This window comes from Streptomyces sp. NPDC094448 (assembly GCF_044763775.1).
Lineage (GTDB): Bacteria > Actinomycetota > Actinomycetes > Streptomycetales > Streptomycetaceae > Streptomyces.
The window spans coordinates 404,874-430,293 of sequence record NZ_JBIWGU010000002.1 but is presented as its reverse complement, the minus strand read 5'-3'; the positions used below and the strand labels follow the sequence as shown (position 1 = coordinate 430,293).

Sequence of the window (25,420 nt, the reverse complement as noted above, 5' to 3'; positions counted from 1 at the left end):
GGTTTCAGGCTAGCCCGTACCGATTGTCGCCGCCGGTGATCGGCGTCCGTATGGCTGCGGTACGGCTCCGGTGCCCGGCCCGCGCGGCACCCGCGCGGCTCCGGCGCACGGGTCGCTCGCCGCCCCCGCGGCCGCGGAACCGAACGTACGGGCCCCTGGCCCGGGTACCGGACGAGGCCGATGCACGACACCGGTACGCTGCGCACTGCCACCCCATCAGACGCCGTCGAGAGGCAGTGTGCAGGTGACCCTTCGCGCCTCCGTTTTCCGGACTTCCGCCGCCCGGCCCCGGCCCCCGTTCCGTGCCGCCGCCCGGCCCCGGCGGGCCCTGCTCGCCGTGGTGCTGAGCGCGGGGCTCATGACCGGACTCGTGTCCTGCGCGGCGGAGGAGGACCCCGACCAGGGCACCAACGGCGTGGGCAAGCTGACCGCCGTGGAGATCGAGACCCGGGCGCGGGCCGCGGCGGACGAGGCCAAGGCGGTACGGCTCTCCGGGACGCTGGTCAGCAAGGGCGGAACGTACAAGCTGAACATGCGACTCAAGGACGGCGGCGGCAGCGGCTCGGTCACCACCGACGACCACGCCTTCGAACTGCTGCGGATCGGCGACGACCTCTATCTGAAGGCCGACGCGGCTTTCTGGAGCAACCGGGGCACGGGCGGTTCCGAACCGGCGGAGGCGGACGCGGACGCGGAGGCGGCCGGGAAGCTCGGCGGCAAATACGTCAGGGTGCCGCGCGGCGACGCGGCGTACCAGCAGTTCCGCGGTTTCACGGAGAAGGACGGGATGCTCGACGGCTTCCTCGGCATGGAGGGCGAGCTGAGCAAGGGAGACCGGACGAAGATCGGCAATGTCCGCACGGTCAAGGTCACGGCCGAGGAGGGCAAGGGCGGAGTCCTCGACGTCTCCCTGGACGGGCAGCCCTATCCGGTCCGGTTCGCCCGCGCGGGGGGTGCGGGTGTGCTGACGCTCGCCGAGTGGGACGTCGACTTCCCGCTGGCGCCCCCGGCCCGGGGCGCGGTCGTCGACTACGGAAAGGATCTGCGGGGCGGGAGCGAGGGCAAGAGCGGCGAGAGCGGCGGCAGCGGTGAAGGCGGCGGTGGCGACGGCGAGGGCGGGCAGGGCGGGGGAAGCGGCTGAGGCCCCTCCCGCCGGACTCCTCCTGCGCCCCGGTGGGCCGGGGCCTTGCCCGCCGGGCTCCTTCCGGCGCGCCCGGCGCGGCGGGTTCAGCTCCGGCGGCGGCGCAGCAGCAGTCCGGGCAACGACGCCGGAATCGGCCGGCGGGTGGTCACGGGGGTGGCAGCGGGCGGTACGGCCAGGGAGCCGTCGGGCAGCGACCCGGCCACCGACACCGGGGTGAGCCTGAGCACCCGGCAGGACCCGGCCCACAGCTCCGGCAGCCCCTCGGTGTCGGCCGCGTTCAGCCGTTTGGACTTCAGCTCGGCCACGGCGGACTCCCAGGCCTCGGAGCGGGGCGCCAGTTCGGTCACCGACGCGCTCCAGGACACCAGCCGGCCGCCCTTGTCCTTGCTGCGGACGGTGATATCGGCGGTGCCGCCCGCGACGAGACCGGGCAGCGGCTGCTCACCGGGGCCGTCGCCCACGACATGGGCCGCGCCCTCGTGCCAGATATGCCACAGCGCCCGCTCGGGAGCGTCCTGGCCGGTGCCGCGGACCCAGATCAGACCGGACTTCTTCACGGCCTCCTCGACCAGCGCGAGGGGGAAGTCCGCATCCGCTTCGGTGCCGGAGCTGCCGGAAGTGGCGGAGGCGGCGGCTTCCGGACGGGCCGCGGCGGACTGGGCGTCTGTCATGGCCGCAGCCTACCGGCGCCCGCCGCCGCGGCCGGAGCCCCCGGCCCCGGCCCGTTCTGACGCCCCGCGGTTCAGAGCCAGCCGTTCCGCTTGAGCGTGCGGTGAATGGTGAAACAGATGACGCCGATGGAGGTCAGCACCATCGGATAGCCGTACTTCCAGGTCAGTTCGGGCATGTATGCGAAGTTCATCCCGTACACCCCGCAGACCGCCGTCGGTACGGCGATGATCGCAGCCCAGGAGGTGATCTTGCGCATGTCCTCGTTCTGGGCCACGGTCGCCTGCGCCAGATTGGCCTGGAGGATGGAGTTCAGCAGCTCGTCGAAGCCGAGGACCTCCTCCTGGACCCGGGCGAGGTGGTCGGCGACATCCCGGAAGTACTTCTGGATGTCCGGGTCGATCAGCCGCATCGGCCGCTCGCTGAGGAGCTGCATCGGCCGCAGCAGCGGCGTCACGGCCCGCTTGAACTCCAGCACCTCCCGCTTCAGCTGGTAGATCCGGCCCGCGTCGGTGCCCCGGGCGCTGCTGCCCTTGGAGGGCGCCGAGAAGACTTCGATCTCGACCTCGTCGATATCGTCCTGCATCGCTTCGGCGACCGCGATATAGCCGTCCACGACATGGTCGGCAAGGGCGTGCAGCACCGCGGAGGGGCCCTTGGACAGCAGCTCCGTGTCCTTCTGCAGACCGTGCCGGAGGGCGCGCAGCGACCCTTTGCCGCCGTGCCGGACCGTGATGACGAAGTCCCGGCCGGTGAAGCACATCACCTCGCCCGTCTCGACGACGTCGCTGGTCGCGGTCAGCTCGGCGTGCTCGACGTAGTGGACGGTCTTGAAGACGGTGAACAGGGTGTCGTCGTACCGCTCCAGCTTGGGCCGCTGGTGGGCGTGGACCGCGTCCTCCACCGCCAGCGGGTGGAGGCCGAACTCGGCCGCGATCCCGGCGAACTCCTCCTCCGTCGGCTCGTGCAGCCCTATCCAGGCGAATCCGCCGCCCTCGCGGACCCGCAGCATCGCCTCCCGCGGGGTGAGACAGGCGTCGCTCTCCAGCCGGCTGCCGTCGCGGTAGACGGCGCAGTCGACGACGGCACTGGAGGCGGAGGGGTCGCGGGGGGTGTCGTATCCGGCCGGGTAGGCGGCGGTCGTGGGGTGGGTGGCATCGCCGGTCCGGCGCCGGGAGGGGCGGACGGCGGCGCGCAGGTCACGGATCATCGACATGGCTGACTCCGATCATGGAGAGCCGCCGGTGCGGGGACGGCACAGCCCGGAATGGGGACGTGGACTCACGTCCGCAAAGCGGGCGGCACCGAGGGTCGGCACGGTGACGGCGTTCGCAACAGACAGACGGACTTCGCAACAAGCAGGGTCGAGCCGGTGTGGACCGGAACGGCCGGCGGTACCGTGCCCGGAGCGGGCGCCGGAGCCGGAACGGGCCGGTGGACCGGTACACCCGGTACGAGCGGGGTCGATGCTCTTCCGCCGTGCAAAGTCGCCACCGGCGACCGGGGAACCGCCGTACGCGGGGGTACGGGGCGGCTCCGCGATCCCGTCAGCCGGACAGGCCGGGACGGGCGGGAATCACCTGGTGGGCGCGGGCGCGAACGTGGCGCCGGGACGGGGCCGTACGGAAGAGCGGCTGGTACTACACGGTCGACTTCGATCCACCGTGGATCCCACCTCCTCCGGCCGGTCCCCCGTGAGGGACGACGTACCCCCGTGAAGGGGGCTCAGATCGTCGATCGGGACACGGTTGCGCCGTATGTGACGCAACGGCCTGCTGATGTACCGACCAGCCGCCAACACTATCAGCCGACCGACGGTCAACAGGTGTCTTTGCCCGTTCCCTACGCGTTTTATGCTCCCGGCATGGCTGATGTTCTCGTTCTGGTCGAAGCCCGTTTGCGCGACGCCCTCGGGGAGCCGGACGCCCGGGCCGCGGTGACCTTCCTGGGGACGGACCGCTTCGAGGTGCTGCGGTTCCGCGCCGGTACGGAGGAGCCGCCCGCCGCCAAAGCATCCGGCGCATCCGGCGCGGCCGGAACGGGGGACGGCGGCCCTGACGGCCTGGTGCGCTACGCCACCCTCGGGATGTCCGCCCGTCCGATGGCCGAGCCGACCGCGGCCTTCGCCGATCCGGTGGCGGGGCCGCGCGCCGAACTGCTGCTGACGGTACGGTCCGGGCTCGCCGATACCGACAAGGTCCTCCGCGCGCTCACGGTGCTCGCCGCCTCCCCGCAGGTCGAGGGGGTGGTGGTGGCCCCGGGTGCCTCCCTCGACCTCGGTGCGCCGCTCTGGCCCGGCGCCCCCTTCTCCTCCGTCCTGGCCGGAGAGCCGGGCGGTCTGGTACCGGATCTGGAACTGGACAGCCCGCTGGACCCCGTCCGCTTTCTGCCGCTGCTGCCGATGACCCCGAACGAGGCGGCCTGGAAGCGGGTCCACGGCGCCGCGGCGCTCCAGGAGCGCTGGCTGCGGTTCGGCACGGACCTCCGGGACCCGCTGCGGGCCCCGGTCCGGCTCGACGACTGACGTACGGAGAGGTCCCGGGCCCCTCTCCGTACCGCGGGCCGCGTCGCTACACCGGCCGCCCACGGTCCGCAAGCGCACACGCCGGAAAGAGTGATCGTCCTTGACGCGGCGACGGCCTGGTAGGACCGTTGGGCCCTATGAGGGGCGAACCCAGTTGCCCGAAGTGCGGTGGCCGGGTCAGGGCGCCCGGTCTCTTTGCCGACTCGTGGCAGTGCGATGTGCACGGCGCCGTGCACCCACTGCAACCGGTGATCCCGCCCAGTGTCGAAGCCCTCGGCGTCGCGGTGCACCGCGCCCGGGTGCCCGTGTGGATGCCCTGGCCGCTGCCCGTCGGCTGGCTGTTCACCGGGGTGGCGTACGCGGGTGACGACCGCAGCGGCGGCCGGGCCTCCGCGGTCGCCTGCACCGGCCCGGGACCGCTCGGCGGGGTCGGTGAACTCCTGCTGATCGCCGAGGAGCTGGGCGTCGGACTCGGGGCACGCTACGCCGGAATCGACGGCCCCGACCCGGGTCCCCACCTCAGCACCGACCGCGCGCCGCAGGCGAAGATACTGGCCGCCGGCCGCCCCACCCCGCTCTGGCACGTCCTGGCCGCCCCCGACGACCGGGCGGTCTTCGCGGGCGAGGCCCGCGGGCTCTGGCTGTGGGCGATCGTCTGGCCCGGCCGGTCGGGACTGCTGATGTACGACGAACTCGTGCTGACCGATCTGCGGGATGCGGGCAGCGAGGTCGAGCTGGTGCCGTGCGGCGCGCTGTCGCCCCGGCTGCTCTCCTGAGCGCTGTCCGTGACCCGGGGGCCACATACCCCCCGGAGCGACTGCGGGATGTGACCGGAGCGACGTCCGGGGCGGCCGGTCCCGGTGGGGTCGGCCGATACACTGGAGCGCCCCCTGTCCGCCCGTCCCCCGGAGTCCGCGTGCGCATCGACCTGCACACCCACTCCACGGCGTCGGACGGTACGGACACCCCCGCCGAGCTGGTGCGCAACGCCGCCGCGGCCGGGCTCGACGTGATCGCCCTGACCGACCACGACACCACCCGGGGCCATGCCGAGGCCATCGCCGCGCTTCCCGGCCTCGACCGCCCCCCGACCCTGGTCACCGGTGCCGAGCTGTCCTGCGCCGTCGACGGAATCGGGCTCCATCTGCTGGCCTACCTCTTCGATCCCGAAGAGCCCGAACTGCTGGCCCGCCGCGAGCTGCTGCGCGACGACCGGGTGCCGCGCGCCCGGGAGATCGTGGCCCGGCTCCGCGAGCTGGGCGCCCCGGTCACCTGGGAACAGGTGGCCCGGATTGCCGGGGACGGCTCCGTAGGCCGACCCCATATCGCCGCCGCGATGGTCGAGCTGGGTGTCGTACCGACCGTTTCGGACGCCTTCACCGCCGAATGGATCGCCGACGGCGGCCGGGCCTGGGTCGCCAAACACGAACTCGACCCCTTCACCGCGGTACGGCTGGTCAAGGCCGCCGGGGGAGTGGCCGTCATCGCCCACCCGGCAGCGGTCAAACGAGGCCGGACCATCTCCGACGCCACCATCGCGGAGCTGGCGGAAGCCGGTCTCGACGGTATCGAAGTCGACCACCTGGACCACGACGAGCCGACCCGCGCCAGGCTCCGCGGTCTCGCCGCCGAACTGGGGCTGCTGACCACCGGCTCCAGTGACTACCACGGCAGCCGCAAGGACATTCCGCTCGGTCACTTCACCACCGACCCGGAGATCTACGGCGAGATCACCCGCCGTGCGACCGGGGCGTTCCCGGTCCCGGGCGCCGGGGGATCCGCCGCGTAACCGCAGACCCGCTCTGCTCCGTTCCGTTCCGCGTTCCTTACGACGGGCCCGCCGCTCCCCGGCGAGGGCTCCGGCGGATCCCGCCCACGGGTACCGGACCGCGCCCTTCCGCGCACGGTCGGCCGTGCGCCTCCCGCTCCCTTTCCGCGCTTCTCTCTCCCCCTAGGCACCACCGTGTTCGACGTCGCCGTCTTCGGCTCCCTCTTTCTGACCCTCTTCGTGATCATGGATCCGCCGGGGATCACCCCGATCTTCCTCGCCCTGACCTCCGGACGGCCCGCCAAGGTGCAGCGCCGGATGGCCTGGCAGGCGGTGGCCGTGGCCTTCGGTGTGATCACCGTCTTCGGGCTGCTGGGCCAGCAGATCCTCGACTATCTCCATGTGTCCGTACCCGCGCTGATGATCGCGGGCGGTCTGCTGCTGCTGTTGATCGCGCTGGACCTGCTCACCGGCAAGACCGACGAGCCCAAGCAGACCAAGGACGTGAACGTCGCGCTCGTTCCGCTGGGCATGCCGCTGCTGGCCGGTCCCGGTGCGATCGTCTCGGTGATCCTGGCGGTCCAGAACGCCGACGGTGCCTCGCAGCAGGTCGCCGTCTGGACGGCCATCGTGGCCATGCATGTGGTGCTCTGGCTGACCATGCGCTATTCGCTGGTCATCATCCGGCTCATCAAGGACGGCGGTGTGGTGCTGGTGACCCGGCTCGCGGGCATGATGCTGTCCGCGATCGCGGTCCAGCAGATCATCAACGGCGTCACCCAGGTCGTCCAGGGCGCCTGACGTCACCGGCGGCAGAACACGACGGTGCCCCCGCGGATCTCCGCGGGGGCACCGTCATGATGCCGGGGTCTGCCGGTGCGCCGGCCGGCGCCGTCCGGCGGCCGACGGAGCTATGAAGCGGGAGTGTCGGCCGGGCGGATGTAGAGGCGCTGGCCCTTGGCCGCCGCCTGCTGAACGATCCGGTTGACGGAGGCGGCGTCCACGACCGTGCTGTCCACGGCGGTGCCGTCGACATCGTCCAGTCGCATGATCTCGAAGCGCACGGCTTCTCCCTTCGTCTGATCCTCCTGCCGGAGGGTGATCCTCCTGCTGAAGAGCTGAGTGCTGGTACAGCACGCACAACAGACCTGGGCCGGGCAAATATTCCCTACGCTAAAGAAAACTTTTCGCTGCCTAACGAGTGCCGGGCCGCGGCCGCGCACGAACGGGCCCGCGGGGATACGCGGCCTGCGTCAGTGCCGGTCCCAGAAGGCCGCGAGCGCGGCGGCCGTTTCCGCGGGCCGGTCGGTGTTGGGCGAGTGTTCGGCGCCGCGGATCACCGTACGGAACGCTCCGAGCCGTACCGCCATCTCGTCCATCAGCGGTACCGGCCAGGCGTCGTCGCGCTCACCGCTCAGTACCTGCTTGGGCAGCGACCGTACGGCGGCCAGCTCGTCGACCCGGTCCGGTTCGGCCGTCAGCCGGTGCCCGGTGGTGATCAACTGGAGCGGGTGGGTCCGCAGCCACCGCTCCCGCAGCCGGTCCTGGGTGGCCCCGCCGCCCGGCTCCGCGGCCTCCTCCGCGTCCGCCGGGGGCTCCAGCGCCTGCATGGCCTCCCAGACCTCCGTCATCGGCAGATTGGCGAGCGCGTCCCGGAGCAGGTGGATCCGCTTCTGTTGGGCGGGGCCGACCGCGGCCGGTCCCGACGCCATCAGCGTCAGGCTCCGGAAAGGGGACGCGTCCATCAGCACGGCGGCGCGGGAGATCAGCCCGCCCAGCGAATGCCCCATCAGATGCACCGGTCCGCCGCCGTCCTCCCCGGCCACCGCCGCGGCCTGCGCCAGCAGATCCCGGGCCAGCTCGGGCTGCTCGTAGGCCCCGGGCTCGTCGGGCCCCGCCGACTCGTACTGTCCGCGCCCGTCGACCGACACGACCCGGTAGCCGGCTTCGGTCAGCGGCTGGAGCAGGGCGATGAAATCCTCCTTGCTGCCCGTGAAGCCGGGAACGAGGAGGGCGGTGCCCTTCGGCTCCGCCGCCGCGGCTCGTCCGCGCCCACCGGGCCGGGCGTCGAGAACGGCGAAGTCGCCCCGGGCGGTGCGCAGGGTCCGGGAGCGGGCGCAGGCGGGCGTGGTGAAGGTGGGTGGGCGGCTCATGCGTCGAGCCTACGGCCCCGGGCGAGGGGGAACGCCGACGGCCCGCTCCCCGTGCGGGGGGCGGGCCGTCGGCGGTGCCTTCGGATCAGCTCTCGGGCTGTGCCACGGCTGCCTTGCGGGCCCGGGGGGCACGCTTCGGCTTCTCGGCGGCGGGGGCCTCCGCGGCCTCCGCCGTCTTCTTCACCGTCCGCGTCCGCTTCGGCTTCTCGGCCACCACGGCTTCCGCGGCCGCTACGGCCTCGGCGGGTGCTTCGGCCACGACCTTCTTGACGGTCCGCTTCCGCTTCGGCTTCTCCGCGACTTCGGTGGCCGCGGTGGCGACGGCGGCCGGGGCGGTGGCCGCGGTCTTCCGGGCCCGGGTCCGCTTCGGCTTCTCGACGGTCTCAGCGGTCTCAGCGGTCTCGGTGACCGTGGCGGCCGCTGCGGCCACCACGGCTTCCGCGGCTTCCGCGGCCGCTACGGCCTCGGCGGGTGCTTCGGCCACGACCTTCTTGACGGTCCGCTTCCGCTTCGGCTTCTCCGCGGCCTCGGTGGCCGCGGTCGCCTCGGTGGCGACGGCGGCCGGGGCGGTGGCCGCGGTCTTCCGGGCCCGGGTCCGCTTCGGCTTCTCGGCAACCTCGACGGTCTCCGTGGCCCGGGCGGCCTCGACGATCTCGGCGGGGGCTTCGGCGGTGGCCTTCCGGACCGTCCGGGTCCGCGTCCGCTTCGGCTCCTCGGCCACGGCTGCGGTCTCGACGGCAGTGACCGTCTCCACTGCTTCCACCGTCTCCACCGGCCGGGCCGTACGCGTCCGGCGGCGGCGCGGCTTCGCCACGGTCTCCGCGACCACGGTCTCGGCCGTCACGGCCTCCGCCTGCTGCGGTACGGCCGGCGGAGCCACCGGCTCCACGACCGCCGCCACGGCCACCGGGGCCTCGGACGACGCACCCGCACCCGCACGGGTACGGCGACGGCGCCTCGGCGTCCGTACGGCAGAGGTGTCCGCGGCGGTGTCCACCGCGGTCTCCCCGCCGGCCGGACCCTGAGCGGGCGCCACGGACGGCACGGCGGCGGCATCGGCCGACGAGCCGCCACGGGTACGGCGGCGCTGACGCGGCGTACGCGTACGGGCCGGACGCTCGGCCGGGGCGGCGGGCTGCTGCTTGCGGCCCCGCCCACCGGTCTCGCCGAGATCCTCCAGCTCCTCCGCGGCCAGTCCGGCCCGGGTGCGCTCGGCACGCGGCAGAACGCCCTTGGTGCCGGCCGGGATATTCAGCTCCTCGAAGAGGTGCGGCGAGGTGGAGTACGTTTCGGCGGGCTCGTGGAACTTGAGGTCGAGCGCCTTGTTGATCAGCTGCCAGCGCGGGATGTCGTCCCAGTCGACCAGCGTGACCGCGGTACCGGAGGCGCCCGCGCGGCCGGTGCGGCCGATGCGGTGGAGGTAGGTCTTCTCCTCCTCCGGCGACTGGTAGTTGATCACATGGGTGACGCCCTCGACATCGATACCGCGCGCGGCGACATCGGTGCAGACCAGCACGTCGACCTTGCCGTTGCGGAAGGCCCGGAGCGCCTGCTCGCGGGCGCCCTGGCCGAGGTCGCCGTGGACCGCCCCGGAGGCGAAGCCCCGGCGCGCCAGCTGGTCGGCGATGTCCGCGGCCGTCCGCTTGGTCCGGCAGAAGATCATCGCCAGTCCGCGGCCCTCGGCCTGGAGGATCCGCGATACCAGCTCCGGCTTGTCCATCGAGTGCGCGCGGTAGACGCGCTGGGTGATGTTGGCGACGGTCGCACCCTCGTCGTCCGGGGAGGTGGCCCGGATATGCGTGGGCTGCGACATATAGCGACGGGCGAGCCCGATGACCGCGCCCGGCATCGTCGCGGAGAAGAGCATTGTCTGCCGGCGGGCCGGCAGCAGCTGGATGATCTTCTCGACATCGGGGAGGAAGCCCAGGTCGAGCATCTCGTCGGCCTCGTCGAGGACGAGGGAGCGCACCTTCGACAGGTCGAGCTTCTTCTGCCCGGCCAGGTCGAGCAGCCGCCCGGGGGTGCCGACGATCACGTCGACACCCTTCCTCAGGGCCTCGACCTGGGGCTCGTACGCCCGGCCGCCGTAGATCGCCAGCACCCGCACATTGCGGACCTTGCCCGCGGTGAGCAGGTCGTTGGTGACCTGGGTGCACAGCTCACGGGTGGGGACCACGATGAGCGCCTGCGGGGCGTCGGTGAGCTGGTCGGGCCGGGCCCGGCCCGCCTCGACGTCCGCGGGGACGGTGACGCGCTCCAGCAGCGGCAGCCCGAAACCGAGCGTCTTGCCGGTGCCGGTCTTGGCCTGGCCGATGACATCGGTGCCCGAGAGGGCCACCGGGAGCGTCATCTCCTGAATGGGGAAAGGGTGGAGGATGCCGACGGCTTCAAGCGCCTCGGCGGTCTCCTGAAGGATCCCGAGATCCCGGAAAGTCGTCTTCTGCGTAGTCAGGATGTTGCCTCTTCTGTGAGACGCGGCGCGAGGCGAGCGAAGGGGGTCGTACCGCACCTGGGTATCGCACCGGGGTGCTGTCCGGCCGCGGGTTGGCCGATGGCGCGGGACCACTGCCGTCGCTCGAGCGCTCGTGCCGCTGAGGGGGCCCCTCGTCTGCGGTCGTACGCGAGGGCGCACGGTCCGCGCGGAGGGCGGTCGGTTCGGAGCCGATCGTGCCACCGACCGGGCATCCTCATGGGGTCAGAAGGACCACCGGAGCCCGGCCGGACCTGGAAAAGCCCGGAGGATCGGCACAGAATCCTTCATCCCTCAGTCAAACACTGCGATCGCCCGCCGAACCGTTGTGCAGTCGCAGACACAACTCTCTCAACGCTCCAGCAGGCGCCATACCACTGTACCCCGGAATCGCGCATGTGTGTTGGCGGATGTCACGGAAACCGGGGGGGTCGCCGGTGGAACGCGCCCCCCGGACCGGCGGCCGACCGCTTCCCGCGGGGGTGCGGCGGGCTATTGTGCGGTTCATGGAGACGCCTGATCACGCCCCTGAACCCGATAACGCCGCGAAGGCGGAGGACGCCCCCCGGGCCGCGGGTGCCGCGGCCGGTGCCGGGGCCGATCCGAGCGCGGAGGAGGCGGCGGCGCCCACCGGGATCGCCGCTCAGGACTGGGCCACGGCCTCCGCCGACCCCCGGTACCGCGCGGCCGTCGTGGATCTGCTGGGCGCGCTCGCCTACGGCGAGCTGGCCGCCTTCGAGCGGCTCGCGGACGATGCCAAGCTGGCGCCGACCCTGGGGGACAAGGCCGAACTGGCGAAGATGGCGTCCGCCGAGTTCCACCACTTCGAGCGGCTCCGCGACCGGCTGGCCGCCATCGCGGAGGAGCCGACCGCGGCCATGGAACCCTTCGCCCGGGCCCTGGACGACTTCCACCACCAGACCGCCCCGTCGGACTGGCTGGAGGGCCTGGTCAAGGCCTATGTCGGTGATTCCATCGCCAGCGACTTCTACCGCGAGGTCGCGGTCCACCTCGACTCCGACACCCGCGCGCTGGTGCTCGCCGTGCTCGACGACACGGGCCACGGCAACTTCGCCGTCGAGAAGGTGCGCGCGGCCATCGAGGCCGACCCCCGGATCGCCGGACGGCTCGCGCTCTGGGCCCGCCGGCTGATGGGGGAGGCGCTCTCCCAGGCACAGCGGGTGGTCGCCGAGCGGGATGCGCTGTCGACGATGCTGGTGGGCGGGGTCGCGGACGGGTTCGACCTCGCGGAGATCGGCAAGATGTTCTCCCGGATCACCAAGGCCCACACGCTGCGGATGGCCGCGCTCGACCTGGCGTCCTGACTCCCCGTCCGCCGTCCGGCCCGGCCTCGGGGTCCGGGCCCGGGGGCGCGGTCAGGAGGGGATCGCGCGGCTGCGCAGCCGCCGGCCGGTGGGGCGCAGCAGCAGCGAGAGCGTGACGGCCCCGATCAGCAGGGCCCCCACCAGCGTCCCCACGGTGTGTCCGGGGCCGAGGGCGACATGCGTCACATGGGCGCCGAACAGGGCGCCCAGCGGGCCGGTGAGGATGACCGCGCGGCGCTCCGGGAGCCGGTCGGCGAAGAGGCGGACGGCCGCACACGACAGGGCGAGGCCGAGCAGGACGGAGCCGATTGCTTCCAGCAGCACTGCTGATCACCTCACGGACGGAGAACGGGGGGTGCGGTCACAGCCCGTACTACCCCCTGACCCGGTGGAACAACCCTCCGTGCCCCCTCGGTACCCCTCCGGTGCGGTCCGCTCCGGAGCCGGTTTCGCGGGCGCGGGCGGTGCTCCCGTACCCCCGTGGCTCCGTACGGTCACCACCCGGATGCCGGTCCGGGGCGGAGTTCGCCGGAACGCAGCAGGGCCCCGGCGGAGTATCCGCCGGGGCCCTGCCGGAGCGTCGGGTCAGAGCGCGCCGAAGCCCACGCGCCGCGTGGCCGACTCGCCGATCTCGACGTAGGCGATCCGGTCGGCCGGCACCAGCACCCTGCGGCCCTTCTCGTCCGAGAGGCTGAGCACCTGCGCCTTGCCCGCGAGTGCCTGGCCCACGGCGTCCTCGACCTCGGCGGCGGTCTGCCCGCTCACCAGAACGATCTCCCGGGGCGCGTGCTGCACGCCGATCTTGACCTCCACGGCTATGTCCCTCCGAACGGTCAGTGCGTTGCGCGATCACCGCGCCGTACCCAGCACACATTAGCCCGGCGGTGGGCCCCCTCGGCCACGCCGGAGCACGCCATCAGCGAACAGCGGCGCGGGGACGGCCCCCGGGCGCCGCCGGGCCGGGGGCCTCGGCAGGCCCGTGGTCCGGAGCGTGCCCCCGGCGATGTACGGCGGCCGCGGTCCGGCCCGGATCAGCGCTGGGGGCCCTCGGCGCCGTCCGCGCCGTGCAGCGGGAAGCCCGCGATACCCCGCCAGGCCAGCGACGTCAGCAGCCCCACGGCCCGGTCGCGCGGAATGCCCGTCTCACTGGAGAGCCAGTAGCGCGCGACCACCTGCGCCACCCCGCCGAGCCCCACGGCCAGCAGCATCGACTCGTCCTTCGACAGATCGGTGTCCTCCGCGATGACGGCGGAGATCGCCTCCGCGGTCTGCAGCGACACCCGCTCCACGCGCTCGCGCACCGCGGGCTCGTTGGTCAGATCCGACTCGAAGACCAGCCGGAAGGCGCCGCCCTCGTCCTCGACGTACGCGACATAGGCGTCCATCGTGGCCGCCACCCGCTGCTTGTTGTCCGAAGTCGACGCCAGTGCGGTACGCACCGCCTGGAGCAGTGCCTCGCAGTGCTGGTCCAGCAGTGCCAGATAGAGGTCGAGCTTTCCGGGGAAGTGCTGGTAGAGCACCGGCTTGCTGACGCCCGCCCGCTCGGCGATATCGTCCATCGCGGCCGCGTGGTACCCCTGCGCCACGAAAACCTCCTGGGCGGCGCCCAGAAGTTGGTTCCTGCGGGCTCGGCGTGGCAGGCGCGTGCCCCGCGGGCGCGCCGCCTCTGTCTGCTCGATGGCTGTCACGCCGCCTCCCAAAATCGTTCCGTGCGCGGTCGTCGCCGCGCCCGCCATCGTACTTTTGGGTAACCCGCCCGTGCGCGCCGCGGACGCAGAATTTCACGGACCGGACAGCCGCGGTAGCTCCCGATTCGGGGGCAAAAGGGGGCACGCCACGGGTAGCGCCGCATCCGCGAGGCCCGCTGTCACCTGCAGTCGGCGGAGGGTCACCGATAGTCGTCCTCGTCCTGGGCGGCCGTCCTGGCCTGCTCGACGGCGTCGGCCTCGTTCGCCCGGTCGCGGTCGATCCGCGGTGGTTCGTCGTGCTCGGGACGGACCTCGGTACGCTGCTCGGCGGCGTCGGCCTCCGGAATCTCCTCGTCCGGCCGGTCCGCCGTACCCGCGCCGCCGGACGCGGCTCCGGTCCGGGCCCCGTCCTCTTCCTCTTCGCCGCTCTCGCGGCCCTCGTACGCCGCGAAGGCTTCCGGATCGCCGGCATCGACGACAGCCATTGAGGCACCTTCTCCCCGGTTCGCTCTCCTGGCCCGTCCGCCCGTCCCGTGGTCACGGTCCGCCGTCGCGGGCGAGTGCGGTCCCCTTCCCCGTTCCTTGTCCGCTCCTCTCGCTGCTCTTCTTCTTCCCCGTTCCCCTTCTTCCCTGCTCCCCTGCTCCTCTGCTTCCCTTCACCTCCCTCTGCCTTCTCCCCTTCTTACGAGCGTAGGAGCAGACCTTCGGAGGCGCTATGCGATCCGCTGCCTCTTGTGACGCCGAACACACGTTTCGCGGTGTGATCCTCTCGTAACATTGCCGCATGTCTTCGACCGAGCTGCCCGGCGCCCGCGCACCCCTCGTGCCCGTGGTGCCCGACCTCGTCGCCGTGCGGATCGCCGAAGGGGAGGAGCTGCGCACCGTCACGCTCCCCGGTCTCGGGCTGGCCGTCCGGGCCCGGCCACCGGCCCGCACCGGGCTGCCACCCGCCCTCTATCTGCACGGGCTGGGCGGCTCGTCCCAGAACTGGTCGGCCCTGATGCCCCTGCTGGCGGACGTCGTCGACGGCGAGGCGCTCGACCTGCCCGGCTTCGGTGCCTCACCGCCGCCCGACGACGGCAACTACTCGCTCACCGGGCATGCCCGGGCGGTGATCCGCTACCTCGACGCCGCCGAACGCGGGCCGGTCCATCTGGTGGGGAACTCCCTCGGCGGTGCCGTGGCCACCCGGGTCGCCGCCGTCCGCCCCGATCTGGTGCGCACCCTCTCCCTGGTCTCCCCGGCCCTGCCCGAACTGCGGGTCCAGCGCAGCGCCGTACCGGCCGGACTGCTCGGCCTGCCCGGTGTCGCCCGGCTGTTCGGCCGGATCAGCCGCGACTGGCCGGCCGAGCGCCGTACGCGCGGTGTGATGGCGCTCTGCTACGGCGATCCCGGCCGGGTCTCCGACGAGGCCTTCGGTCATGCCGTGGCCGAGATGGACCGGCGGATGAAGCTGCCCTACTTCTGGGACGCGATGGCCCGCTCGGCGCGCGGTATCGTCGACGCGTACACATTGGGCGGCCAGCACGGGCTGTGGCGTCAGGCGGAGCGGGTGCTCGCGCCGACGCTGCTGGTGTACGGCGGGCGGGACAAGCTGGTTTCCTACCGGATGGCCGACAGGGCGTCCGCCGCCTTCCGGGACTCACGGCTGGTGACGCTCCCGGACGCCGGCCATGTGGCGATGATGGAGTACCCGGAGACGGTTGCGCAGGCGATCCGGGACATGATCGACGACTGCGGCAGGAGCTGATCGGGGCCCGTGGGACGACACAGCCGTAAGGGCCCCGCGCCCAAGTCCTCTCCTCGTACGGACTCCTCCGCTCCGGCGGATGCGGGGCAGGCCGCGCAGCCCGGTCCGGACACGGCACACGGTGCCGGCCCCGGGACGGACGCCGCCGCCTACGACGCCTATGACCCGGGCAGCGGTCCTTCCGGTGCGTACGGCACCGGGGGGCAGCCGGGGCAGCAGCCCGCGGGCGGATACGGCCCCGGTGGCCGTCCTCCCGTAGCCGACGGCTACGGCAACGGCGGCAGCGGCTACGGCGCGGGCGCGCAGTCCGGTGGCGGCCGCGAACGGGGCGGACAGCCGGCCGCCCGTTACGACGCGGGCGGGCAGCCTGCTCCCGGTTACGACGCGGGCGGGCAGCCTGCTCCCGGTTACGACGCGGGCGGGCAGCCGGCCGCCGGATACGGCGTGGGCGGGCAGTCCGCTCCCGGCTACCACCGGAGCGCCCACCACCCCGGCGACTACGGCACCGGTGCACACCACTCCGCCCCCACCGGTCCGGGCGCCTTCACCACCCCGCAGCAGGGGCAGGCGGGTCCGGCCGCACCCCTCGGCCACGGCGCCGAGCACACGGCCACCGGGTACGGGGTTCCGCAGGCCCGCGGTGGCCACCCCGAGCAGCACGAGCCCGGGGGCGGCTGGGGGGCCGGCCCCGGGACCGCCGTACCGCCGCACGATCCGGCGACCGCCGTGCCCCCGCACTCCGGCGCTCCCACCGGGCCGCTGCCGCGGCCGTCCGGTCCGCAGGCCCCGCCCGGGGCCGCCGCGACCGGATCCCGGATACCGGGCCCGCGCCGCGAGTTCGTCGACGCATTCGACCCGTCCGGAGCCGCCTCCGGCCCCGGGGCCGACTCCGGTACCGCCACGCTTCAGGGGGCCGAGGCACCCGGTGACCGGCCCCGGGACGCCGCGCCCGGCGCCGTACCGGACCAGCGAACTCCGCTCAGCGGTACCAAGAGCCGCACCGTCACCGGTATCGCCGCCGCGGCCGTCACGACCGTGCTGGCGATCATCGTTGCCGGGCAGGTCGCCACGGAGAACGAGCGCCGCGAGGAGACCGGGACCACGGGCGACGAGCGCGCCGAGGACACCGGACCGGCCTCGCGCTCCGACAGCCGCACCCCGCCGCAGCCCGCCGTGCGCGACACCAAACCCCAGGCCCCCACATACGAGCAGCTGATGGCGACCCGCTTCCCCATCGACCGGGAGTTCACCGGCAGCGGCACCTTCCAGGCCGTCCCGGGCTTCGACAAGGCACCCGGCAAGGGAAAGAAGATCCCCTACCGGGTGGACGTCGAGAAGGGCCTGAAGATGGACGGCCTGCTCTTCGCCACCGCCGTCCAGCGGACCCTCAACGACCGGCGGAGCTGGGCCGGGAACGGCGAGATGGCCTTCGAGCGGATCTCGTCGGGCGACCCCGCGTTCGTGATCACCCTCGCCAGTCCGGGCACCACCGACGTCTGGTGCGCCAAATCCGGGCTCAACACGTCCATCGACAAGGTGAGCTGCGACTCCGCCTCGACGAGCCGGGTCATGATCAACGCCTACCGCTGGGGGCTGGGCTCGGAGACGTACGGGCCGGGCGCGATGTTCGCGTACCGGCAGATGCTCATCAACCACGAAGTCGGCCACCGGCTCGGCCACGGCCATGTGAGCTGCCGGACCGAAGGCGCCCTGGCGCCCGTGATGCAGCAGCAGACCAAGTCCCTGAACATCGATGACATCCGCTGCAGGCCCAACCCCTGGGTTCACCCGAAGGGCTGAGGCCGCCCGCAGTCCCCGCCCGAAGGCATGGCCTGCGCTTCACCGCTGGTGACAGAGAGCGTTCATAGCGCGACAGAACGCTATCGCGCCAGGAAAGTTACGGGTTTTCACCCCTTCCGGTGGCGCGGCGGACAACCGTCCGCCGTACCCCCGTCGCACCGGCTTACGGTCGTTCCGCCGCGTGCCGCCGAGTCCAACGGCGGTGGTCGACAAGGGAGATCGGGGGTGCGTTCATGCGGATCGGACTGCTCACGGACGGTGGCTGTCAGGATGCGTTCGGTGGCTCGGCGGGCTGGTGCGACCGGCTTGTGCGCGGGCTCGCGCAGCACGAGTTCGATGTCTACGCAGGCCACGCCGTATGCGCCGGGGGAGCCTCCGGCGCAAGTGGTACGGGGCGGGCCGCGGACCCCGGCGCCCGGTGCTCTTCGCCGGCCCCGTCCCGTTCGGAACTGCCGCCGCAGGTCCGGACGGTCCGGACCGCGCCCGCGGGACCGGCGGACCGTGACGGGGGTGCCGCGCTGGGCCGCCGGGAGCGCAGACGCTTCCTCGAACACTTCTCGGATCTGGTGACGGCTGTCCGGGGTGCGGGTAACTCCCCGGCCGGCTCGGCCGGCCCGGTGGATTCGGCGGGTTCGGTGGATGCGTCGGGTGCGGCGTGGTTTGCCGAGGGGCTGTACGGGCTCGCCGAACTCGCCCGTGAACACGGCGGGCTCGCCGCCGCCCTGCGCTCCGAACCCGCCGTAAGGACCGTGGAATCCGTCTGCCGCACCCCCGGCGCACAACGGAGCGTGCACACCGCCGCCGTCACCGACTACCTCGCCTTCGCCGGGGAGTTGGAGCGGGCGCTGCGCCCCCTGTCCTTCGACTGGTACGGCGACGAGGCACTCGGCGCCGTCGACCTCTGCCATGCCGTCTCCGGCGGCACCACGGCGCTGCCCGGCCTGTTGGCCAAACGCTTCTTCGGGGTTCCGCTGCTGGTCACGGAGTACGGAGTCGATCTGCGCGCCCACTATCTCGCCACCGGAATCGCGTCCGGAAACGCCGTCGGGAGCGCGGTCGGCCACTCCGGAGGGGCGGGCACTTCCGCAGGCGTCGACACCCTCGGCAGGCCTGGGGCGCCCGCCGGGCCGTACGCGCCGGGCGTATTCGGCCCGCCCGGGGTCTCCCGTCCCCGGCTGAGCGCGCCGGTCCGCGCCCTGCTCGCGGGCTTCCGGCGGGCGCTCGCCGCCGAGGTGTACTCCCAGGCGGCCCTGATCACCCCGGGCGACGCCCGGATCCGCCGCTGGCAGCGGAAGTGCGGCGCCGATCCGGCGAAGCTGCGCACGGTCCACCCGGGCGTGGACGCCGACCGGTACGCCGCCGTCGGCGAGGCCGCCGACCCCGGCGACCCGTACACCCTCGTCTGGATGGGCCGGACCGGGCCCGGGAAGGATCTGGTGGGGCTGTTGCACGCCTTCGCCGATGTGCACCGGCGCGAACCGCGGGCCCGGCTGCGGCTGTTCGCCCGGCCCGCGGCGGGGGAGGAGGCCGGCTACCTCGCCCACTGCCGGTCGCTCGCCGCCCATCTCTTCGCCGACGGGGGCGTCGACGTCCTTCCGGCGGCCGACAGCCCGGTCTCCTTCGAGCCGCTCGGAGGAGACGGCGGTTGGACGACCGCCGAGGCCTGCGCGAGTGGTGCCGTCGCGGTTTCCGCCAGTTCCGTCGAGGGCTTTCCGCACACCCTCGTCGAGGCGATGCTCTGCGGCCGGGCCACCGTGTCGACGGACGCGGGTGCGGTCGTCGAAGTCATCGGGGGCACCGGGCTCGTCGTACCGCCGCGCAGCCCGCGGGCCCTGGCCGACGCCTGCCTCGCGCTCCTCGGCGACCCCGCGCGGACCGCCCGGCTCGGCGCCGCCGCGCGCTCCCGCGCGCTCGAACTCTTCACCTCCAACCGGAACACGGCCGCCTTCCGCGCGCTGTATCTGGAGGTGATCTCGCGTGCGCCGGTCCATCGCGACACGGTCGGTGCGTACGGCGAACCGCTGCCCTTCGCGCGTCCGGCGGAGACTCTCGTTCCGGTGAGGTGGGGCGGCAGTGCGCCGTATGCCGGCGGGGGTTCGCTGCCGCGCCCGTCGACGGTTGTCGGGGACCCGGGGGCCGGACCGGTGGGGACGGGGGGTACGTGGCCGGGGACGGTGGTCGGTGCCGGTCCCCTGTCGGGGGCGAGGCCGGGATCCGGATCGGGGTCGGAGGGTGCCGAGGGCACGCGGTCCGGTGCCGTGAGGGGCGGCGGAGGCGTGCGGTCCGGTCCGGCGCGGGCCGGGAGTCCACGGCCCGGGGCGGCGGCCGGCGCGGACACGTGGCCCGCTGGTGCGCCGGCCTGGAGTCCGGTGCCCGTGCCCGACCCTGCGCCGGACGGGAACGTGTGGCCCGGTTCTCTGTCCGGCGGGAGCGCGTGGCCCCGTCCGGCGGGTGGCGCGAGCGCGTGGCACGGTCCGGTGCCGGACGCGAGCGCGTGGCACGGACCGCTGGGCGTCGTGGTGAAGGAGGCCCGTACATGACCGCCCCCGGGGCCGCAGGACGCGGCGGAGCCTCGCAGGCAGCCGGGAGCACCGGGAGCACCGGGGGCGTCGGGGTCCGGGGAGCCTCCGGGCGCCCCGGCGAGGGCGGCCGTACCGCAGCCGTACCGCCGTCTTCCACCGCTGCCCGCACCGCCGTTCCCCGCTCCACCGCCCCCCGTTCCGCCGCGGATGCGCCGCGGCCACCGGTCAGCCACGGCGGCTGGGACGCCCGTTCCCACGCGCTCCTCGGCCCCCGCGGCGGATCCGGGCCGGCCCCCGCCCCCGTACCCGCAGCGGTATCCGCGCCGGGGAAGCCGACCGCGGCCGGGCCCCGGCCGGCCGGTGGACCCCACGGGTCCGCCGACCCCGTCAAGGCACTGCTCCACCGCCACAAGGACCTGTGCGAACGCGCCGTCGACCCGCTGGAGATCGCCGCCGGACTGGAAGCCCACGGAGTGACCGACCGGATCGCGGCCCGCTTCCGGCACCGGGACGTCTTCTCCCTCGCCGAGGAGCTGTACGCCCGGGTCCCCGGGAACACCGCCGAACCCGCCCCCCGGCCCGGCCCGGCGAACCGTCCCGCCCGCGGCGCCGCCCTCGCCCTGCTGCCCGGAACGGCCGCCGTGCTCGCCGCCACCGGCTGGGCCCTCCTCGGCGGACCCGCCCGTACGGCGGCCGCCCTGCTCGGCGCGGCCGCCGTCACCACCGCCGTCCTGCTCTGCCTCCGGCAGGGACCGCTGCGGGCCCGGGGCCGGCGGCCGGTCCGCGCCGTCCGGTCCGGAGCCGTGCGTACCGCCGTCCTGATCGGCTTCGCCGCCTGCGGTCCGGGGCTGACGGCCCGGCTCACCACGGGCGGCCCCGGGGGAGCGGCGCTGTTCGCCCCCGGCCCGTCGGTCGCCCTCGCGGTCTCCGTCGCGCCCGCTGCCTGGTGCGCCGGACTGCTCGCGGCCGGGGCCCGGCGCAGGCTCGGTGACAGCCGCAGGCTCGACGACTTCGCCGCCGGAATGCGGCCGCTGCTGCTGAGCGTTGCCGGGCTCTACACCACGGCCCTGGCCGCGGTGGCCGTGGCGACCGGGCTGCTGCTGACCGACGGCAGCACCCCCGCCACGGCCGTAACCCTCGGCCTGCTGCTCTTCACCGCCCGGCTGCTGGCGATCCACGGCTTCCCGGAGGCCGCGGCCACCGGGCTCGGCGCCGCCTGTGTCGGGCAGGCGTTCGTCCTCCTCCTGCCGCTCGCCGGACGGCTCCCCGGACTCGGCCTGCCGGCCCGCCCTGTCGACGCGGTGACGGCGGCGTGGGGTCCGGGCGCGGCCTGCGCCCTGGTCTGCGGAGCGGCGGCGGGCGGACTGCTCGTCCACACCACCGCCGTACTGTCCCGGGCTTCGGCCCACACCTGACGCCGACGGTTCCGGCGGACGGACGAGAACCCCCGGCAGGGGATCCGGAGCCCCCGCTCTCACCACGAGGCCCGGCCCCCTCCGTACCCCAGCACCTGACCGCCGCCCCGCCGTCCCCGACCGCCCGGCCCTCCCGACCGCCTGTCCACCCTGCCGTCCGCATCCCGGACCGCGCCCCGCACCGCCGAGGCACCGAACGTGTCCCGCGCGGCAGCACCGCGCACCACCCCGCACCACCCCGCACCACCTCGTACCGCCCCGCACCATTCCGAACGACCTCTGTGCGCCGTACCACCGGCTCCACTGGATCAGCCGTCGCCGCCACGAGCGCGACACCGAAGGAGAAACGCCAACATGATCCGCCAATCCCCAGCCAGGACCCGTCGTCAGGAAGGGGCCGCGCGATGAGGGTGCTGCTGCTCGGAGCCAACGGCTTCCTCGGCCGCTTCGTCGCCGACCGGCTGCTCGCCGACCCGGCCGTCCACCTGACCACTCTCGGCCGAGGCGACGACGCCGATGTGCGCTTCGACCTCGCGGGCGGCAGCCCCGGCGCCCTCACCCGCTTTCTGACCGCCGTCCACCCCGGCGTCGTCATCAACTGCGCCGGTGCCACCCGCGGCGGCGCCCGCGAACTCACCCGGCACAACACCGTCGCCGTCGCCACCGTCTGCGAGGCGCTGCGCCGCAGCGGCTGCGGGGCACGGCTGGTCCAAGTGGGCTGCTCGTCCGAGTACGGACCCTCGCAGCAGGGCTCGTCGACCGCCGAGGACGCGATCCCGCGGCCCGGCGGACCGTACGGAGTCAGCAAGCTGGCCGCGACGGAGCTGGTCCTCGGTTCCGGTCTTGACGCGGTCGTCCTGCGGGTGTTCTCCCCGGTCGGACCCGGTACCCCGGCCGGATCCCCGCTCGGGCGGCTCGCCGAGGCGATGCGGCGCGCGATGCAGTCCGGCGACGGCGAGCTGAAGCTCAGCGGCCTCGGGGTGCAGCGGGACTTCGTCGACGTACGGGACGTGGCCCGGGCGGTGCACGCCGCCTCCCTCTCCGCCGCCCAAGGCGTGGTGAACATCGGCACCGGGCGGGCGGTACGGCTCCGGGACGCGGCGGCGGTCCTCGCCAGGGTCGCGGGGTACGCGGGTGCCCTCCACGAACTGGACACCCCGCCCGGACGGCCGGGACCGGGCGCGCTCGGCGGCCCCGGCCCGCTGGGACACGGCGGCCACTCGGGCCCGGTCAGTCACGGCGGTCACGGCGGTCACGGTGGGCCGGTGGGGCACCCCGGTCACGGCCCCCTCGCCGGTCATGGCATCGGAGCGCCGCGCTCCGAATCCGTTCTGGAACAACTCGCCGCCACCCCCGTCCCCTACCCCGACGGCTGCGGCAACTGGCAGCAGGCGGACATCCGCACCGCCCGCGACCGGCTCGGCTGGCGGCCCCGGATCAACCTGGAGGAGTCACTCGCCGATATCTGGATGGAGGCGGCATGCCGCATCTGAGCACCGGCGGCGGAGCGGCCCGGTGCACCGGACGGCGCGGGGCGGCAGCGGGGCCGGGCTTCGGGGGCGATCAGGGAACCACGGAACTGCCGGGCTCCCGGGGCCCCTCGGGCGATCCGGTGGATCCGTCTGCTCCTGTCGGTCCTGTCGGTCCTGTCGGTCCTGTCGGTCCCGTCGGGGCCGGTGCTCGGGGTGCTCGGGGTTCTCAGGGTGCTCCGGTGGCTCCGGATTCGGCGGGCTTCCCCGGCATCTCGGGTGGCACGAGTGGCACGAGTGGTGTGAGTGTCCCGAATGGCCCGGGTTTCCACGGTCACCATGGTCACCACGATCACCATGGGCTTCATGGGCTTCATGGTCTTCATGGTTTACACGGTGCCCCGGTGGGCGGGCGTGGCCGGGAGGCGTCTCCGGATCCGGGCGGCGGTGCCGGTGCCGGGGCCTGGGGCCGGTTGCGGATCGGGGTGCCCGGATACGCCCATCCGCTGCTCGCCGCGGCCGAGTGGGCGGAACTCACCCGGCCGGGCACCCCGCTGGACTGGGTCGTCCTCACGGTGGCCAACGGGCCCGGCGACCGCCCGGACCCGCACTGTCTCGCGGCCGCCGGAAGGCTGGTCAACGCCGGGGTACGGGTCCTGGGCCGGGTCGATCTCGCCGGAGGCGCCCGGCCCCTCGGGGAAGTCGTCGCCGACGCCGACCGCTATGCCCAGTGGTACCGGGTCGGCGGATTCCTGCTGGACCGCTGCCCGGCCGACCCCGCCGCTCTGGAGGCGGTACGGCTGGCGGTGACGGCCGTGCGGACGGTCGTCGAGGGTGCCGGCACCCGGGCCGTGAGCGGCTGCGGACGGCGCCGGACCGGGGGCGGAGCCGGGAGTACGGGCCGGACCGGGGCCGGTAGCCCGGACGGGTACGTCGTCCTCGGCCACGGCAGTCATCCGCACCCCGCCTACGCGGACCTCGCCGACCAACTGATCACCTTCTCCGGGCCCTGGGCCGACTACCGCTGGTCGCAGGCGGCCCCGTGGACGGCCGACCATCCGCCGGAGCGGTTCGCCCACTTCGTCCACGGGGTCCCGCGCACCCATCTGGAAGAGGCCGCCCGGATCGCCCGCTGGCAGGGCGCTGCGACGGTCTTCTTCACCGACCGGCCGGGCGGCGACCCGGCCGGATTCGGCACCACGCACCCGGCAACCGCCGGGGCCCCCGGAGCCTCCGGCGGACATTCCGGGGCATTCGAGAGCCTGCCCGGCTACTGGGACGAATTCGTCTCGCAGATCGGACCAGGTGTCTCGGAATGAGGAGGTGCGTGGCAGTGTTGACGGGAGAACAACCGTATTGACTTACCCACGCAACGGAGTCCCCGTGTCGCTGCCACCCCTGGTCGAGCCCGCCGCAGAGCTCACCGTCGACGAGGTCCGCCGGTACTCCCGCCACCTGATCATCCCCGACGTCGGGATGGACGGGCAGAAGCGGCTGAAGAACGCCAAGGTGCTCTGTGTGGGCGCGGGCGGCCTCGGTTCCCCCGCGCTGATGTACCTGGCCGCGGCCGGGGTCGGGACGCTGGGCATCGTCGAGTTCGACGAGGTCGACGAGTCGAACCTCCAGCGTCAGATCATCCACAGCCAGGCCGACATCGGCCGGTCCAAGGCCGAGTCCGCGAAGGACTCGGTCCTCGGGATCAACCCGTACGTCAAGGTGGTCCTTCACCAGGAGCGGCTCGAAGCCGACAATGTGATGGACATCTTCAGCCAGTACGACCTCATCGTCGACGGCACGGACAACTTCGCCACGCGCTACCTCGTCAACGACGCCTGTGTGCTGCTGGGCAAGCCGTACGTCTGGGGCTCCATCTACCGCTTCGACGGCCAGGCTTCCGTCTTCTGGTCCGAGTACGGCCCCTGCTACCGGTGCCTCTACCCCGAGCCCCCGCCGCCGGGCATGGTCCCGAGCTGCGCCGAGGGCGGGGTACTCGGTGTGCTCTGCGCCTCCATCGGCTCCATCCAGGTCACCGAGGCCATCAAGGTCCTCGCCGGTGTCGGGGAGCCCCTCGTCGGCCGGCTCATGATCTACGACGCCCTGGAGATGCAGTACCGCCAGGTCAAGATCCGCAAGGACCCGGACTGCGCGGTCTGCGGCGAGAACCCCACCGTCACCGAGCTGATCGACTACGAGGCGTTCTGCGGGGTGGTGTCCGAGGAGGCCCAGGAGGCGGCCGCCGGCTCGACGATTACTCCCAAGCAGCTCAAGGAGTGGATCGACGAGGGCGAGAACATCGAGATCATCGACGTCCGCGAGGTCAACGAGTACGAGATCGTCTCGATTCCGGGCGCCAAGCTGATTCCCAAGAACGAGTTCCTGATGGGCACCGCGCTCGAAGGACTGCCCCAGGACAAGAAGATCGTCTTGCACTGCAAGACGGGTGTCCGCAGTGCGGAAGTGCTGGCGGTCCTCAAGTCGGCGGGATTCGCGGACGCCGTCCATGTCGGTGGCGGTGTCATCGGCTGGGTGCACCAGATCGAACCGCACAAGCCCGTCTACTGACCGGCCCGTACGCACCGTTCCGAGGTTCGTCCCGCCCCGGTACTGCCTGTCGGCCCGTCCCGCCGCTCCGGGCGGCCGGGTCGGCGGGGACGTGCGAAGGAATCTGTCCGGGCCCCCGGGGCGCATCGGCCGATGCGCCCCGGGGGCCCGCTCCCTGCCGG

At 73.4% G+C, this 25,420-nt stretch carries 22 protein-coding genes; 13 read left to right on the top strand and 9 right to left on the bottom strand.

Annotated elements, in window-relative coordinates:
• Positions 1 to 244 precede the first annotated feature (244 nt).
• Positions 245 to 1,141 (top strand): hypothetical protein, encoded by an 897-nt coding sequence (locus ACIQ9E_RS05310; protein ID WP_403702220.1) that lies wholly within the window; start codon positions 245 to 247, stop codon positions 1,139 to 1,141.
• A gap of 86 nt (positions 1,142 to 1,227) precedes the next feature.
• On the opposite strand, the gene ACIQ9E_RS05305 is transcribed toward ACIQ9E_RS05310, so the two are convergent.
• Both ACIQ9E_RS05305 and ACIQ9E_RS05300 read right to left on the bottom strand, forming a co-directional pair.
• Complete coding sequence (locus ACIQ9E_RS05305) at positions 1,228 to 1,815, bottom strand: hypothetical protein (RefSeq protein ID WP_403702217.1); 588 nt, start codon at positions 1,813 to 1,815, stop codon at positions 1,228 to 1,230.
• Positions 1,816 to 1,886: 71 nt separating this feature from the next.
• Positions 1,887 to 3,029 carry a magnesium and cobalt transport protein CorA gene (locus ACIQ9E_RS05300; protein WP_403702214.1) on the bottom strand — a complete coding sequence of 381 codons (1,143 nt, stop codon included), beginning with the start codon at positions 3,027 to 3,029 and terminating at the stop codon, positions 1,887 to 1,889.
• Between the two features lie 648 nt (positions 3,030 to 3,677).
• Here ACIQ9E_RS05300 and ACIQ9E_RS05295 point away from each other — a divergent pair.
• The 4 genes from ACIQ9E_RS05295 to ACIQ9E_RS05280 all read left to right on the top strand — a co-directional run bounded on the left by ACIQ9E_RS05295 (position 3,678) and on the right by ACIQ9E_RS05280 (position 6,906).
• The gene (locus ACIQ9E_RS05295; protein WP_403702211.1) at positions 3,678 to 4,337 is read left to right on the top strand and encodes a suppressor of fused domain protein; all 660 of its coding nucleotides are present in this window, start codon (positions 3,678 to 3,680) and stop codon (positions 4,335 to 4,337) included.
• A 137-nt stretch (positions 4,338 to 4,474) separates the two neighbouring features.
• Positions 4,475 to 5,113, top strand: coding sequence for a DUF6758 family protein (locus tag ACIQ9E_RS05290; protein WP_403702208.1), 639 nt, complete (start codon positions 4,475 to 4,477; stop codon positions 5,111 to 5,113).
• A 140-nt stretch (positions 5,114 to 5,253) separates the two neighbouring features.
• Positions 5,254 to 6,126 carry a PHP domain-containing protein gene (locus ACIQ9E_RS05285; protein WP_403702206.1) on the top strand — a complete coding sequence of 291 codons (873 nt, stop codon included), beginning with the start codon at positions 5,254 to 5,256 and terminating at the stop codon, positions 6,124 to 6,126.
• Between the two features lie 174 nt (positions 6,127 to 6,300).
• Positions 6,301 to 6,906, top strand: coding sequence for a MarC family protein (locus tag ACIQ9E_RS05280; RefSeq protein WP_006346785.1), 606 nt, complete (start codon positions 6,301 to 6,303; stop codon positions 6,904 to 6,906).
• 110 nt (positions 6,907 to 7,016) lie between these two features.
• On the opposite strand, the gene ACIQ9E_RS05275 is transcribed toward ACIQ9E_RS05280, so the two are convergent.
• The 3 genes from ACIQ9E_RS05275 to ACIQ9E_RS05265 all read right to left on the bottom strand — a co-directional run bounded on the left by ACIQ9E_RS05275 (position 7,017) and on the right by ACIQ9E_RS05265 (position 10,608).
• The gene (locus ACIQ9E_RS05275; protein ID WP_366255002.1) at positions 7,017 to 7,169 is read right to left on the bottom strand and encodes a hypothetical protein; all 153 of its coding nucleotides are present in this window, start codon (positions 7,167 to 7,169) and stop codon (positions 7,017 to 7,019) included.
• Between the two features lie 189 nt (positions 7,170 to 7,358).
• The gene (locus ACIQ9E_RS05270; protein ID WP_403702203.1) at positions 7,359 to 8,258 is read right to left on the bottom strand and encodes an alpha/beta hydrolase; all 900 of its coding nucleotides are present in this window, start codon (positions 8,256 to 8,258) and stop codon (positions 7,359 to 7,361) included.
• A gap of 85 nt (positions 8,259 to 8,343) precedes the next feature.
• On the bottom strand, positions 8,344 to 10,608 hold the full coding sequence (locus ACIQ9E_RS05265; protein ID WP_403702200.1) for a DEAD/DEAH box helicase: 2,265 nt from the start codon (positions 10,606 to 10,608) through the stop codon (positions 8,344 to 8,346).
• A gap of 617 nt (positions 10,609 to 11,225) precedes the next feature.
• On the opposite strand from ACIQ9E_RS05265, the gene ACIQ9E_RS05260 reads away from it, so the two are divergent.
• A complete protein-coding gene (locus ACIQ9E_RS05260; RefSeq protein WP_403702198.1) occupies positions 11,226 to 12,053 on the top strand; it encodes a ferritin-like fold-containing protein in 828 nt (275 codons plus the stop codon).
• 51 nt (positions 12,054 to 12,104) lie between these two features.
• On the opposite strand, the gene ACIQ9E_RS05255 is transcribed toward ACIQ9E_RS05260, so the two are convergent.
• From ACIQ9E_RS05255 to ACIQ9E_RS05240, 4 genes are all read right to left on the bottom strand, one after another.
• Entirely contained in the window at positions 12,105 to 12,377 is a 273-nt protein-coding gene (locus tag ACIQ9E_RS05255) for a hypothetical protein (RefSeq protein ID WP_403702195.1), read from the bottom strand.
• 261 nt (positions 12,378 to 12,638) lie between these two features.
• Positions 12,639 to 12,866 carry a DUF3107 domain-containing protein gene (locus ACIQ9E_RS05250; protein WP_403702192.1) on the bottom strand — a complete coding sequence of 76 codons (228 nt, stop codon included), beginning with the start codon at positions 12,864 to 12,866 and terminating at the stop codon, positions 12,639 to 12,641.
• Between the two features lie 218 nt (positions 12,867 to 13,084).
• Positions 13,085 to 13,741: a TetR/AcrR family transcriptional regulator gene (locus tag ACIQ9E_RS05245; protein WP_403702189.1), complete on the bottom strand. Its 657-nt coding sequence runs from the start codon at positions 13,739 to 13,741 to the stop codon at positions 13,085 to 13,087.
• A gap of 200 nt (positions 13,742 to 13,941) precedes the next feature.
• A complete protein-coding gene (locus ACIQ9E_RS05240) occupies positions 13,942 to 14,226 on the bottom strand; it encodes a hypothetical protein (RefSeq protein ID WP_403702186.1) in 285 nt (94 codons plus the stop codon).
• A 299-nt stretch (positions 14,227 to 14,525) separates the two neighbouring features.
• On the opposite strand from ACIQ9E_RS05240, the gene ACIQ9E_RS05235 reads away from it, so the two are divergent.
• From ACIQ9E_RS05235 to moeZ, 7 genes are all read left to right on the top strand, one after another.
• Positions 14,526 to 15,491 (top strand): alpha/beta fold hydrolase, encoded by a 966-nt coding sequence (locus ACIQ9E_RS05235; RefSeq protein ID WP_006346776.1) that lies wholly within the window; start codon positions 14,526 to 14,528, stop codon positions 15,489 to 15,491.
• 9 nt (positions 15,492 to 15,500) lie between these two features.
• Positions 15,501 to 17,291: a DUF3152 domain-containing protein gene (locus ACIQ9E_RS05230; RefSeq protein ID WP_403702183.1), complete on the top strand. Its 1,791-nt coding sequence runs from the start codon at positions 15,501 to 15,503 to the stop codon at positions 17,289 to 17,291.
• 233 nt (positions 17,292 to 17,524) lie between these two features.
• On the top strand, positions 17,525 to 19,831 hold the full coding sequence (locus ACIQ9E_RS05225) for a glycosyltransferase (RefSeq protein WP_403702180.1): 2,307 nt from the start codon (positions 17,525 to 17,527) through the stop codon (positions 19,829 to 19,831).
• Positions 19,828 to 21,228, top strand: a complete 1,401-nt coding sequence (locus ACIQ9E_RS05220; RefSeq protein WP_403702177.1) for a hypothetical protein — start codon at positions 19,828 to 19,830, stop codon at positions 21,226 to 21,228. The genes ACIQ9E_RS05225 and ACIQ9E_RS05220 overlap by 4 nt, the downstream gene beginning before the upstream one ends.
• A 404-nt stretch (positions 21,229 to 21,632) precedes the next feature.
• Complete coding sequence (locus tag ACIQ9E_RS05215; RefSeq protein ID WP_403702175.1) at positions 21,633 to 22,721, top strand: NAD-dependent epimerase/dehydratase family protein; 1,089 nt, start codon at positions 21,633 to 21,635, stop codon at positions 22,719 to 22,721.
• Positions 22,722 to 23,182: 461 nt separating this feature from the next.
• The gene (locus ACIQ9E_RS05210) at positions 23,183 to 24,016 is read left to right on the top strand and encodes a spherulation-specific family 4 protein (RefSeq protein ID WP_403702914.1); all 834 of its coding nucleotides are present in this window, start codon (positions 23,183 to 23,185) and stop codon (positions 24,014 to 24,016) included.
• Positions 24,017 to 24,080: 64 nt separating this feature from the next.
• Entirely contained in the window at positions 24,081 to 25,259 is a 1,179-nt protein-coding gene (gene moeZ, locus ACIQ9E_RS05205) for an adenylyltransferase/sulfurtransferase MoeZ (protein ID WP_403702172.1), read from the top strand.
• The last annotated feature ends 161 nt before the right edge of the window (positions 25,260 to 25,420 follow it).

What these genes read in the sequence shown, in the direction of transcription:
- ACIQ9E_RS05305 (WP_403702217.1), bottom strand. Translation starts at nt 1,815, where the DNA reads ATGACAGACGCCCAGTCCGCCGCGGCCCGTCCGGAAGCCGCCGCCTCC.
- ACIQ9E_RS05300 (WP_403702214.1), bottom strand. Translation starts at nt 3,029, where the DNA reads ATGTCGATGATCCGTGACCTGCGCGCCGCCGTCCGCCCCTCCCGGCGC.
- ACIQ9E_RS05295 (WP_403702211.1), top strand. Translation starts at nt 3,678, where the DNA reads ATGGCTGATGTTCTCGTTCTGGTCGAAGCCCGTTTGCGCGACGCCCTC.
- ACIQ9E_RS05290 (WP_403702208.1), top strand. Translation starts at nt 4,475, where the DNA reads ATGAGGGGCGAACCCAGTTGCCCGAAGTGCGGTGGCCGGGTCAGGGCG.
- ACIQ9E_RS05270 (WP_403702203.1), bottom strand. Translation starts at nt 8,258, where the DNA reads ATGAGCCGCCCACCCACCTTCACCACGCCCGCCTGCGCCCGCTCCCGG.
- ACIQ9E_RS05265 (WP_403702200.1), bottom strand. Translation starts at nt 10,608, where the DNA reads ATGACGCTCCCGGTGGCCCTCTCGGGCACCGATGTCATCGGCCAGGCC.
- ACIQ9E_RS05240 (WP_403702186.1), bottom strand. Translation starts at nt 14,226, where the DNA reads ATGGCTGTCGTCGATGCCGGCGATCCGGAAGCCTTCGCGGCGTACGAG.
- ACIQ9E_RS05235 (WP_006346776.1), top strand. Translation starts at nt 14,526, where the DNA reads ATGTCTTCGACCGAGCTGCCCGGCGCCCGCGCACCCCTCGTGCCCGTG.
- ACIQ9E_RS05225 (WP_403702180.1), top strand. Translation starts at nt 17,525, where the DNA reads ATGCGGATCGGACTGCTCACGGACGGTGGCTGTCAGGATGCGTTCGGT.
- ACIQ9E_RS05220 (WP_403702177.1), top strand. Translation starts at nt 19,828, where the DNA reads ATGACCGCCCCCGGGGCCGCAGGACGCGGCGGAGCCTCGCAGGCAGCC.
- ACIQ9E_RS05215 (WP_403702175.1), top strand. Translation starts at nt 21,633, where the DNA reads ATGAGGGTGCTGCTGCTCGGAGCCAACGGCTTCCTCGGCCGCTTCGTC.